This is a genomic window from Candidatus Binataceae bacterium (assembly GCA_035500095.1).
GTDB lineage: Bacteria > Desulfobacterota > Binatia > Binatales > Binataceae > JAKAVN01.
This window is the reverse complement of record DATJXN010000134.1, coordinates 1-11,909: the sequence shown is the minus strand read 5'-3', so window position 1 is coordinate 11,909 and position 11,909 is coordinate 1. Positions and strand designations below refer to the sequence as shown.

Annotated in this window: 9 protein-coding genes; 5 read left to right on the top strand and 4 right to left on the bottom strand. The window is 57.4% G+C overall.

The features are described 5' to 3' along the window. Window positions 1-34: 34 nt before the first annotated feature. On the bottom strand, window positions 35-502 hold the full coding sequence (locus VMI09_14825) for a hypothetical protein (GenBank protein HTQ25961.1): 468 nt from the start codon (window positions 500-502) through the stop codon (window positions 35-37). A 190-nt stretch (window positions 503-692) separates the two neighbouring features. Beyond that, on the bottom strand, window positions 693-5,873 hold the full coding sequence (locus tag VMI09_14820) for an AAA family ATPase (GenBank protein ID HTQ25960.1): 5,181 nt from the start codon (window positions 5,871-5,873) through the stop codon (window positions 693-695). A gap of 396 nt (window positions 5,874-6,269) precedes the next feature. Between VMI09_14820 and VMI09_14815 the strand changes: the two genes are divergently transcribed. Both VMI09_14815 and VMI09_14810 read left to right on the top strand, forming a co-directional pair. Continuing rightward, window positions 6,270-6,704 carry a DUF2092 domain-containing protein gene (locus VMI09_14815; protein ID HTQ25959.1) on the top strand — a complete coding sequence of 145 codons (435 nt, stop codon included), beginning with the start codon at window positions 6,270-6,272 and terminating at the stop codon, window positions 6,702-6,704. A 57-nt stretch (window positions 6,705-6,761) separates the two neighbouring features. After that, complete coding sequence (locus tag VMI09_14810) at window positions 6,762-7,199, top strand: response regulator (protein HTQ25958.1); 438 nt, start codon at window positions 6,762-6,764, stop codon at window positions 7,197-7,199. A gap of 242 nt (window positions 7,200-7,441) precedes the next feature. Here the strand turns inward: VMI09_14810 and VMI09_14805 are convergent, their stop codons facing one another. Further along, window positions 7,442-8,254 (bottom strand): HAD family hydrolase, encoded by an 813-nt coding sequence (locus VMI09_14805; protein ID HTQ25957.1) that lies wholly within the window; start codon window positions 8,252-8,254, stop codon window positions 7,442-7,444. Between the two features lie 263 nt (window positions 8,255-8,517). Beyond that, complete coding sequence (locus VMI09_14800) at window positions 8,518-9,261, bottom strand: tetratricopeptide repeat protein (GenBank protein HTQ25956.1); 744 nt, start codon at window positions 9,259-9,261, stop codon at window positions 8,518-8,520. Between the two features lie 132 nt (window positions 9,262-9,393). On the opposite strand from VMI09_14800, the gene VMI09_14795 reads away from it, so the two are divergent. From VMI09_14795 to VMI09_14785, 3 genes are all read left to right on the top strand, one after another. After that, a complete protein-coding gene (locus VMI09_14795; GenBank protein HTQ25955.1) occupies window positions 9,394-9,870 on the top strand; it encodes a hypothetical protein in 477 nt (158 codons plus the stop codon). Window positions 9,871-10,313: 443 nt separating this feature from the next. After that, on the top strand, window positions 10,314-11,051 hold the full coding sequence (locus VMI09_14790) for a response regulator (protein HTQ25954.1): 738 nt from the start codon (window positions 10,314-10,316) through the stop codon (window positions 11,049-11,051). Window positions 11,052-11,687: 636 nt separating this feature from the next. Next, window positions 11,688-11,909, top strand: a 222-nt coding sequence (locus tag VMI09_14785) for a hypothetical protein (GenBank protein ID HTQ25953.1), incomplete at its 3' end; no start/stop codon positions are given.

Genomic DNA, 11,909 nt, shown 5'->3' with positions numbered 1-11,909 from the left:
ATGTTCGTTGGGGAAGCCCTCGCTGCCAGTCGTTCTATTTGTGCCGCTGACGGCTTCCAAGCGGCCAGACCATCTGAATCATCGAGAACAAAAAGGCTGTGGTCAGCCCAAATAACATCATCCCGTTCAGCGCCTCCAGGGCGCCCATCAATTGCCAGTGCGCCTTGAGAAACAAATTCGCGTGGCCATAGCTCGTCAGCGCGCTAAGCGAATAGAGCATCGCTAGCTTGTTATCCGGCAGCGCACCCAAAAGCCGATACGCTGCAGCCCAGGCAGCCGCTTCCACTCCGAGCAGAAGGGTGGCCATTAGGGCGGCGACGCTCATGGCCACCGCGAACCTGGGCATGAAACCTCGACGCTCGGCGGAATCGCTTAGTACATGCACGACCCGCCCGTTGATAATCGCCAGGCCGCACACGTGGATGACGACGGTGAGCACGATGAGCGGGAGAGCCCACGCCCAGTTGGCGCTCCAAGTGGTCGGTTCAACCGGAATCATCATTTTTGCGAGGTCCGCCTGGACCTGTGTGGTGCCGACCGTTACAAAACACCCGGTCTGCTACTCCTTTGCGCAATGAGCGGGCTCCACGGATCGCTTGAACCTGCACTCTTATTGAGCTGCTTGCGGCTCCGCGACGACATTGGTGACCTTGGTTCGCGAATCTTCGGTTCGCAACCGCCTCCTCGGCCATTCAATTCGTGATAGCCAGTTCGGCCTCCACAGGCAACTCGACTTCCATCGTGGCTCCGTCGCTGCAATTGCGTGTTATCAAAATCCGGCCGCCGTGGTTCTCGACAATTGACCGCACGATCGCGAGGCCCATTCCCATGCCCCCGGATTTGGTGGTGAAGAAGGCGTCGAAAAGGCGCGGCACGATCTCGCGATCGATACCCTTACCGGTGTCTCTCACCGCGATGTGGACGCGGCCATCTTCGCTCTTGCACGCTATTTCAACTTCCCGCGGCCCGGCGCCCTTCTCGCACACGGCATCGAAAGCGTTCACCGCCAGGTTCATCAGTGCTTGAAGAAGCTGCGTACGGTTGCCAAGCATCTTTGGCAGAGAAGCCGGCAGACTTAGCCTAAGCAGTACGCTTCTGCGCGCGGCGTCGGGAGCGAGAATGCGCTCTGCATCGAGCAGAACCTGCTTGAGATCGGTTCGTTCCATCCGCGTATCGCCCCTTTCAAAGAGGCCTCGAACGTTGCGGATGATTTCGATCGCTCGCGAGTTATCGCTGATGATATCCTCGATCGCACTGTCGATCTCGGACAGATCCGGATTTGTCACGGCGAGCAGCCGCCGCATCGCCTGCGCGTTGCTCAAGATTCCACCCAGCGGCTGATTGAGTTCATGCGCAAGTGATGCGGTCAGTTCTCCCATCATCGCGGCACGCGATGCCAGGCGCATCTCATCCTGGAGTTGACTGAGCGCGTGAGCACTCTGGCGGAGTTCATCTTCGGCTTTTTTGCGCTCGCGGTTTTCATCTTGCAGGTCGCTGTGCAACTGAGCGTTTTTGAGCGAGATCGCGGCTTGCGAGGCAATTAATTCAAGTATCGCCAGTCGATCCCGCGTGAAGACTCCGGACGTCAGGTTATTCTCAAGATAGAGCACACCGATCAATTCGCGCTGCTTTAGCAGCGGCAGGCAGAGGATGGACAGCGGGCAGTTCAGCTGTAGATATTCATCCTCAGAGAACTGATTTACCGAAGAAGTATCGTTGAGAATCACGTTCTCCAGCGTTCGTACTACGGACCGAAGAACTCTTTCGGGGTACGCAGACAGCCCGGCCAGCGAGCGGTCGAGCCTAACCTGAACCCGATCGCCGGACGTCGTGGCTTCGGCGACGACCTGACACTCCGACGCCCTGGTCAAGAATAAGAGACCCTGGGTGGCGCCCGCATGTTCGAGAGCACTGACCATCAGCGCTTCGATCAGTTTCTCGAGATCGATCTCACGGGACACCTTCCGCAAAGCCTTGACCACCGTTGTAAGATCGAGTCCCTGAATTGACAGACCTGTCGTGGCACTCGCATCCGGCGTCGCTTGCTCTTCGAGTCCGGGGTACAGCCGGTCCAGTTGCTCCAGCTTGGCGAAGGCTCCCCACCGCATATAACAGGAGCGCGCGTTGCAGAGATAAGCGCGACCGATCGTCTCCCAGCTGCGCCTCAGAAAAAACCTACCTGCAGCTTCGTTGGCCAAAGCCTCATTGTGGGTGAAACCATTCATTCGTGCGCATCGAATGGCCTGCTCGTAGAGGTGTATCGCGTCGAGGTCCCTGCCGTCGATTCTGGCAACCTCGGCCGAAACCAGGGAATATTTGTCAAGAAAGGTGGGCGGATAGCTCTCCCCCCACTCTTTAAGCCGCTCCAAGTGCTCGTTGAGCGCCTCGCGCCACTCGGTGTGACGGTCAGACGGCGAGGTGTCAAAGACCGCGGCGATCGCGAGCGCTGTATAGTAGTGGTAGTCGAGCAACTGGATACAGCCGATCGCAGCCGACAGCACCCCGTTTGCCTGCTCGGCGGCCGCGATGGCGGCTTCATAGTCGCCCATGATGTATCGCGCCTGTAAATTCAGGATCCGGTACCAACAGAGTATTGTCCGATCATCGGCGCCAAGCTGCGACACGAAGGTCGCCTCGTCGAAATACGTGTTGCTCAACGTGGAGAATGTCGACCTTCGCCCTTGCAGGCTCTGGATGAACTGTTGCTGGCTTAGCACACGGTTCACGTACCCGCGGGACTTGGCTCTCCGCACGAAGTCGAGAGCCTTTTCAGACTCACGCCACACGTCGTCGAGGCGATCTCCTCGCGCGAGCAGATCCGTTACCGTCCAATCGCAGCAGTAGCAAGCATAAGTAAGATCGCCGCTTTCGATTGCAGCTCGGAACGCGGCTTGGACGAAATCGAGTGCGGTCGAGACGGGCTGGGTCCAAATCGCAGCCCATGCCATGGTCATGTAGACCTTCGCCTTGTAGGGGACGAAACCGTGCCGCTCTACCAGATCAACGCCGAGCTTTGCGAAACGGTAACCATCAGCGTACCGATGGAAGGCCGCTCCGAGGATAAACCCAAAATACGCGTAGCTGTGTGCCGAAGCATCAGTTGTTCCGTACTTCAAGCTCAAATTTACAGAGAGGCAGATGCACAGGTAGAACAGATTGATATCGACGGAGAAGGCTGAGGAATGGAGGACAGACAGCACGCCCATGGCCGCCTGCATCGCCGGATCAGTCATGGATGGCAGGTCGACCAGGCTCTCAATGGATCGCTGGCCCAGATTCCGCCAGACCGCCTCATATTCGGTCTTGACGCGTTCCCAGACGGGGCGCGAGGAGAGCTGTATACCGAGAACATGCAGGCACTCGAGCGCGCTGTCCACCGCCTTGGTATGCTCCGATTTCATGATGTGAAGGTCGATCCTGAGGCGATAAGCTGTTGCCCGATTGGCTGTTGAGTTCGCTTTCTTGAGAAGCTGCGAAACGAGGGTTTCCGCCGCCTCGAAGTTGCCGCGTAGGAACTCACATTCTGCGCGTAGTACTCTCAGAGCGAACGCCAGCTCGTACGCGCTATCCCGGTCCTCATCACTCAGCAGCGACATTCCGACAGACGTGTAGGTGCAAGCCGCGGCGTAAGCTGTCGAGCCCCGTGCCTTTCTTGCTGCGAGGAGGTTAAGTTCGGCTACCCGAGATTTTTCGTTCGAGTCGGAGATTAGTGCGGTTCCACGATTGAGCTGGTTAATGAGGTTGAATATACGCTCGGCAATTTTGTCGGCCGGTGTCGCGGCGATGAGCAGGCGACCAATCTGCAGATGGACGTGTGCGCGGTCCTCTTCAGGGATCAGCGAATAGGCGGCTTCTTGGACGCGGTCGTGGACAAACTCGTACGAATCGCCTGAAAGTATAACGAACCCCTGCCGCACGGCTTCGCTCACACCCGAGTGCGTCTCTTCCTCTGACCGCCCCTGAACGACAGCCAGAGTGGCGGCGTTCGCCCTGTTTCCCAGACAAGCCAGTTTTTTGAGGACCTCACGAGTATTGTCGGGGAGTCGATTCAACTTCCCGAGCATCAGGTCGACCACATTGTCGGTGCTTCTGTGGGCGCGAATGCGATCCACGTCCCATCGCCAAGTCGCTATGCTCGGATCGAATTCGAGGAGGCGCTCCTCGGCCAACGCGGTCAGGAACTGGGCCACAAACAAAGGACTACCCGCGGTCTTTTCATGCACCAGTCGCGCGAGCGACTCTGTCAGCGCAGGTTCCTGATGGACGGTATCGGCGACCAGCCGGCCAAGGTCATCAAGCGAGAGCGGCGACAGCTCGATCTTAACCAACCGCGCTTTGCTCCCGCGTAACGCATCCAGCATCAGCGCCAACGGATGGGAAGCGTTAACCTCGTTATCGCGGTAGGCACCAACGAGCAATAGGTGAGGGACTTCCACCTGCACAATCAAGTGCTCGAGAAGCTTAAGTGTCGCAGGATCAAGCCATTGCAGATCATCCAGAAAGAGTACGAGCGGATGATCTGGCCGCGCAAAGACTCCAATAAAAGCTCGAACCAGGAGATGGAACCGGTTCTCAGCCTCGTGCGCAGTGAGTTCCGGCACGGATCGTTGCTTGCCGATTACCAGCTCCAGCTCTGGAACCAGATTAATCAGGAGCTGCCCATTCGTCTGCAGCGCCCCTATAAGTGCGTCGCGCCACATTTCGAACTCGACGGTGGCACAGCTGAGCACCTGGCGAATCAGGCTTTGGAAAGCCTGCGCGAAAGTTGCATAGGGGATTTCGCGCTTGTACTGGTCGAGCTTGCCTGAAACGAAAATGCCGTGGGTTGGCACGATCGCCCTTTGCAGCTCGTTAACGATCGACGACTTGCCAATGCCAGAGTACCCTGAAACCAAAACGAACTCCGGCGTACCGCTAGCTACAACCCGATCGAATGCCTCGACCAGAATCGCTCGTTCTCGGTCGCGTCCATAGAGCTTCTCCGGGACCGCCAACCGATCCGACACGTCGGCTCTGCCGAGTACGAACGGTTCAACGTGTCCAACGGCGTTCAAAGCCTTCAGGCAGCTTGCGAGATCAGCTCGCAGGCCCGCCGCGGTCTCGTAACGCTCCTCCGGGCTCTTGGCCAGAAGCTTCAGGACTATGGCCGATAGTGCCTCAGGAACTTCTTTCCTTCGCTCATGCGGCGATGCCGGCTGCCGCGCGATGTGACAATGGACCCATTCGAGAGGGTCGGAGGCAACGAAAGGCAAAGTGCCGGTGAGCATTTGATAGAGAATGACTCCGAGCGAATAGAGGTCGCTGCGAGTGTCTATTGACCGGTTCATGCGTCCGGTTTGCTCTGGAGCCATGTAGGCAAGAGTGGCCCCAACGGTCGCCGAGGGCTCGGGCGCCTGTGGTTGGCGCAATGGGCCGGTCGCGACGCCGAAGCCGGTAAGCCAAACCTTGCCCGACGCTGCATTTACCAGGATGTTGGCGGGTCTTATGTCTCTGTGCACGATGCGCCGCTCGTGCATTGCGGCTAGGGCCGTTGTCAACCCGATCGCGATTCGCAGAAATTGTCTTAGGTCGAACGGACGCTCGAGTAGCTGATCGAGCGGTTCTCCGCCCGGGTCTTTGCGCACCAATATCGTGCGCCCCCCGTCGTGAGCCAGAGCGATGGGCATCGCCGCCCATGCGGAGTCGAGCTCAGCGCGCAGTGCGTACTCATGCTCGATGCGCTTAAGAATATGTTGCGGAAGGTTCTCCGAAGCGGGAGCAAACAGGAGGACGCGTCGGCGACTCGCGGGCTCGCGGGCGCGATATAGAATAAACTGCGGATCTTTGCTCAGCCTTTCCAGGGCGTAGGCTGAAAATCCTCCCCCAACGCTCATAAGCTTCTCTCCGTGACAGTGGGAGCGAGCGTCAGTGCTCTCCCGCGTCCGCACAGCAAGGGGCATTATGGTCGTCGCGCAGCTTTCCCTCGCACGGATGGGCTGGGGGAAATGGCGCTAGTGCGCCGCAATTCTTATCACTTGGGCAGATTAATTAGAAGGCGGCAATAAGTAACCTGACTGTCACACAACCGTAACTACAGGTCTTACGCCACGTCTGCTGCAATTTCGTGTCGTCCCGCCTGCCCTAGCACCCCGGACCTAGGCCTTTGGTCCAAATTGCCAGAAGGGGGCGGCGCATTGGCCTAAAGTCCAACTATCAATTCCGAACAAACCCGCTAAGTTCTCAGCGAGACGCCAGAAAGTCCCCTATTCGGATGGCGAGAGCAAGCGGACATGATGACCAACTCGTTCTCGTTCGCCTTGGTTTCCATGATGCTCGCAGCACTCATAACGATTGATAGCAAAGCTCTCGCAGCTGATGGGGTGATCGCGCCTTCGAATCAAGCCACGGTTGACGCGCCGGCCTCTGCCACAAGCAAGGGACCGCCGTCTGCGTTGCAACCGCAAACGGCCAGTTCTCATGTGGACCCGGAAGCCGAGAAGATCCTGCGTGGCGCGTGCTCGACGCTCGCCGAAGCCAAATCGTTCACCTTGCATGCCGAGATAGCTTTTGACCAGGTGCTGCTACCCACCCGATTGAAGCTGCAGTTTGCCGCCGCCGCAGACTACGCAGTAAAGAAGCCCAACCAGCTGGCTCTCGATTATGCAAGTGATCTGGGCACCAAGTCTCTCTGGTACAACGGCACCAACCAGAAGGCGAGCGGATAAATAGGCGAGGTACGGCGTCCACGGTGCGAAGCAGGCAAGTTGGAGCGCGCAGCTGCAGTGTCCAAACAGTCGAAGGCACGACGAGTAAAAGCCGTCGGATCGATCGCAAAGCATACCAGGGCTACGGTCCTGCTGGTGGACGACGACTTATCTTTTCTACCCGCCGCGGCCAGGTTGATTCGATCCGCCGGTTTCACCGTTATGAGCTTCGATCGGCCGAGCGCTTTGCTCGCTAGTGACATCCCGAAGACCAATGCATGCATGGTAGTGGACGTCCACATGCCAGAAATGAATGGTGTCGAACTGATCGGTGTGTTGAATGAATCGCAGCGTGGCTTGCCGGTGATCATGATCAGCGGCCGTAACGACGCCGAAACAAAGCGGCTGATCGACCGGTCACATCCAGTGGCAGCGCTGTTCAAGCCTATAGATGAGAAAGCCTTGTTCGAGGCGATAGATTGCGCGCTGGCACTGTCGAAAGATTCTCTTGTGTGATGCCTTCACCGACTACTATGGCCAGCAAAGCTGCATGGCCAGACGCGCCGCGTTCATCACGGGCCAGAACCCAATGCGGTATTTCGGGTAGAGGACCCAACTATCGCGGAATTGCTCAAGTCCTTGGGTTACGCCATCGGGCAGTTCGGCAAAAATCATCTAGCATCAAGGGTGTTGAAAAGCGCGGTTCCATCGACAATGTCTCAATGGCCATAACCCCGCCTCTATTCGGCGTCATCACCTCACTTCTCGAAAGCAAAAATGTGCTTCCAGTCCTTTTTCATGCTGATGACGGTCCAGCCTTTGGACTTGGCCTCGTCGTACAGCGCCTGAGAGAACGTACCAACCTTGCTATCCGGCAGACCGGCAGCGGGACCGTACGCGTACTCGCGTTCTGGATCGTCATGCAAGACCAGCATCATCAATCGCGCACCGTTCCCCGCCTGGGTCCACTCAAGCATCTGCTGATCGCCGGTCGAGTTGCCGAACGCGGCATATGGCCGCTTGCCGATAAACAGGTTGATCCCGATCGGCTTGCCTGTCTTGTCGTCGATGAAAAATACTTTGGGCTCCCGCATTAGTACCGGTTTGCCATCCTGATACTCGTACCTGGTCAGGATACTCGATCCCACGACCTGCTCTTGCGGGACGCCGTAGACATGCTGACTATATACGCGAACGAACTCCTGGCCGCCGCCCGTGACTATGTAGGTCTTGAATCCGTTGGCACGCAAGAAATCCATGACCTCAAGCATCGGCTGGTAGACGAGTTCTGTGTAAGGCTGATGAAACCTGGGGTCCTTGGCCGTTGCCAGCCATTGCTTCACAAGTTTCTGGAATGCTTCGGTGGTCATCCCAGTGTGAGTGGCCGCGAGAATAACCTCCCAATCCGATTCAGAGAACTTGGCCATCGCCTCACGATCGTTCGTGAGAACGGCCTTGAACGGTTCGTGTTGTGTCCATTCGGGATGCTGGGGAGCAAGTTCGTGCACACGGGTTAGCGCGAACATGGCCTGAGTATACAAAGGGTGTTCGACCCAGAGCGTCCCGGTCAAACGACCGCACTGATTCCATAGGACTTTCGTCCTCGGAGAAACGTGGTGCGAGGGTCGAGCGCCGAGCCACCCCGCCGCCGCTCATTCTGTGCCAGGTGTGCTGAGAATCGCAAAGCTCTGTCCCAGCGGATGAATCGAGTCGCCAGCGAGCTGCGCCTGTCACGGCCCAACTTGGCAGAAACCCGCCCGCAACCTCAATACTCACCTCGTCATCTCACCAGACCAAGCCAAGCTCGTGATTCAACCCTTTGATCAATACCCTGCTAAAGCCGCATTGCTGCACTCAGCCTAGCGATCTTGGGTCGAATTGCTGCACGGCCGGGAATAATTGGTCGTCTCCCTGTCACCAGTGAGACAGGCCGCTTCCCCTCAAGAATTGCGAGGTTCTTGCGAGCCGCGCTGTAGTAGGGTGCGTCTTGAAGCATGGCATGCCATTGGCTGAAGGCTTTCGCGGTCTTTCCCTGTCGAGCGTAAATGACGCCCAGCATGTTTCGGGCATCCAGCTCTGTAGGATCCGAGCGTAGCGCCGCCCGCATCTCTTGCTCCGCTTCGGTCAACATGTCGCGGCGCTCATAGACCAGGCCTAGATTGAAGTGCGGCTCGGGTCGGCTCGGGTTGAGTCCAACGGCCAGCCGCAACTCGTTCGTCGCCGACTCCAGGTTTCCGCCATCGAGCAAGGCGAGTCCCATGTTCAGAAAAAAGTCCCAGCGCGAGAGTCCAAGCGCAGAGGCGCGCCGGTACTCTCTGAGCTCCTGTGTTTTGTCGCCTACCATTCCTTCAGCAAAGCCCAAATGATAGTGAGCGAGCGCATTGGTCGGATTTTTCCGCAGAAACTCCCCGTGAAGACGAATCGCTTCAGGATAGTTCTCTGCTGCAAGGAAGCGATCGGCGGCGGCATCGCAGATCGATTCGTCGACTGGATTGGCAACGACACCTGTCGGCTGCCAGAGGCACATGAGCAGCACTGCAATGGTGGCAGCTACCCGCTGTGAGCCTTTTGTATTCATCCGCTCAGAGTAGCGAGCGCCCTAATCAGGTCTTCTCGTCGGTCGGGTTCGAGAAAGAGGATTCTTCGCTCAAGTCCAGTCGCAGTCTATTGCACCAAAGGCTTATGGACCAAAGGCCAATTTCATCACCTGATGCAGAAGCGGATATTGTGCTTCGTAAACGTTCGCGAGAAGAACGAACTCGGTGAAGAAATGCGCAACTCGCTAACAACATTGGGTCTCGGTGCACAGATACTGATTCAATTTGCGCTGCTTGGCTGCAGTGCGCGGACTCCGGCCAACGAGTCCGCACGCACCGGCTGTGAACTTGACCTTAGCGTCGTATGTGCAAGAGCAATCGAACACTACGCCGCAGGGGAAGCAGTGCACTCCACTCAGCGCGAATCGTCGAATGGAGCGCATCTGGTACCTCTTTCCGTTCCTGTCGCGCTAACGGGCAGAGACATGACCGCCGACGTGGACTGCTACGTAAGCATCGAATCCGATAAGCCTTGGATCGTCTATGCGTACGAGACCGTGCTGCCCGAGTCGTCAAGAGCGACGGGCATTTTGCGCGATCAAGAGTTTTGCGCGAATGCACCTATCGAGCGAAGACTCGTTTCAGACTAGTCGCTGTCGATGCCAGCGAATAGGAAGCGCAGAGCAAATAGAAGTTGCCGCCCGATGGCAACGCCAGGCGCCAGCGGGCCCAAAACGATCCTCGCAGTTATTGGCCCCTCACCCATAGCCAACAGACCGTAAAAGCCCGCGGATCAAGAGTTTTCGCGAACGGCGACAATGTCTTAATGAGTCTTTCACTGTTTTTTGTGAACAGCATGTGAAGCGCTGCGCAACTCTATCCTTTGAAATGCGTCTCGGCTATAAGAACGCAAAGTGGGCTGGATTACCATTCCGTCCACACCGTCATTCGAAGGATACGCACGACCGCGGATCAACTTTGTCTCCAGAAAGGTGCAAGCGCATGATCGTCGAGACTCACGGGAGCCGAATGTAGGCGCTCTGCAATCCCGATCGCAGAGCGGTTCTGATAATCGAGCTGCCAGTGCAAGAACATGCAGAAAGCCGCAAATGACGCCACTTCCGGAGGCCTCGTGCGCGCCTCGATCAAAGTGGCAATTATCGACGACGAAGCGCGGACGCTCCGCTCTCTTGCGCGTCTGATGAGGTCGGCAGGCATCGAGGCCATTACCTTCTCATCGCCGTACGAGTTTCTCAACAATTCCGCACGCGAAGAAGTCGACTGCGCAGTTACCGACCTTCGAATGCCCGGTATCGACGGCCTTAAACTACAGCAAGAGCTGAAAGAGACCTCTCCTCATCTCTCGCTGGTCTTCATTACTGGTCATGGCAACGTCCCGGCTGGTGTCACAGCTATGAAGGGCGGAGCGGTGGACTTCCTGGAGAAGCCTGTTGACAGCGACGCGCTGCTTGCGGCGATACTTCGTGCCGCCGAGCAGAGCCGCCGGTTGAAAGCCTCGCACGATGAAATTACTACTATAGAAGGGCGTTACGGTAGATTGACGCCGCGCGAGCGACAGATTTTCGCCTTGGTCGCGGAAGGCTCCCTCAACAAACAAGCTGCCTCGGACCTGGGCATCACCGAGAGAACCGTCAAAGTCCATCGTGCGCGGGTTATGGAAAAGATGGGCGCCGGATCGCTCGCCGAACTGGCACGCATGGCGGAACGGCTCGGCGCGCGCCGCACCGATGCGAAGACCTTTTCTTTTGACAGCTCGGGAGCTCGAGGGGTAACTAAGTCGACCGCACAGCGCGCGGGGCGAAAAGTCTAATATTTGCTTCGTTTGTTTTTTCCACGGCGCGAGCGCAGTTAATCGCTTCGAGCAGGATTCGCTCATCGATTCCGTCGCGCCGAAGCGCGCTCATGGCGATGCCAATGGCCGCGCCTGTCTGACGCTACCTCGATCGCGCCCCAACGGCTTCCAAAGACCGCCTCCGCTTGTGGTTGCGTCGAAGAATCCGCGAGTGATGCACCGACGGCGGACGCCGGGCTGCCAACTCGGCGATCGGCGGGATCTAAGCCGCTCTGTTAAGCAGCCCCGGTGAGCACCAACCGTGATCGAACTGCTGATGTTGCGGACGCTTGCCTGTTTCCGAATGGATGTATATTTGACAGTACCCAGTACAGCCTTCGCGGCCGCCGAAGTAAGACTCCTGATTGGACTAAAGACCATTGGCCTAAAGTCCAATAGCGGCAAACTCCTAAGAATGTTTAGGTTGGCACCGATGGTAAGAACTGTCAGTCAGCAGCATTCATCCATGGGGGAACGTAGATCGTGTGCAGAGAGCACTGGTCCCGGGAGTTTGAATGTAAAGTCGAGCTTCACTGATTCACGGAGCCTAGCGGGGGACAAATGATCCGTTGTAATTCGTCATCGCGCCGTGCTTCATGCTTTGGTGGTTATGCAGTGCTGGCGCTTGTATTCCTCGTTCCCCAAATGCTGTGGGCGCAGGGCAGCGGTCAGTTCGAACAGCCGCCGATTATAAATGTCACACAACTTTTGCCGGAGAGCGTGCTTTCAGGCCCCGGATTTCACGTTGAGCATATGGTGCCGACCGATGGTGCGATGGGCCAATACACTATAGTCGCTGACGCATCAGTATTTCTGTCCGACGCAGGGACGTATCGG

Bases quoted from the DNA above. Each gene is read 5' to 3' on its own strand.
- VMI09_14825 (HTQ25961.1), bottom strand. From the start codon at position 502: ATGATGATTCCGGTTGAACCGACCACTTGGAGCGCCAACTGGGCGTGG.
- VMI09_14820 (HTQ25960.1), bottom strand. From the start codon at position 5,873: ATGAGCGTTGGGGGAGGATTTTCAGCCTACGCCCTGGAAAGGCTGAGC.
- VMI09_14815 (HTQ25959.1), top strand. From the start codon at position 6,270: ATGATGACCAACTCGTTCTCGTTCGCCTTGGTTTCCATGATGCTCGCA.
- VMI09_14800 (HTQ25956.1), bottom strand. From the start codon at position 9,261: ATGAATACAAAAGGCTCACAGCGGGTAGCTGCCACCATTGCAGTGCTG.
- VMI09_14795 (HTQ25955.1), top strand. From the start codon at position 9,394: ATGCAGAAGCGGATATTGTGCTTCGTAAACGTTCGCGAGAAGAACGAA.
- VMI09_14790 (HTQ25954.1), top strand. From the start codon at position 10,314: ATGCAGAAAGCCGCAAATGACGCCACTTCCGGAGGCCTCGTGCGCGCC.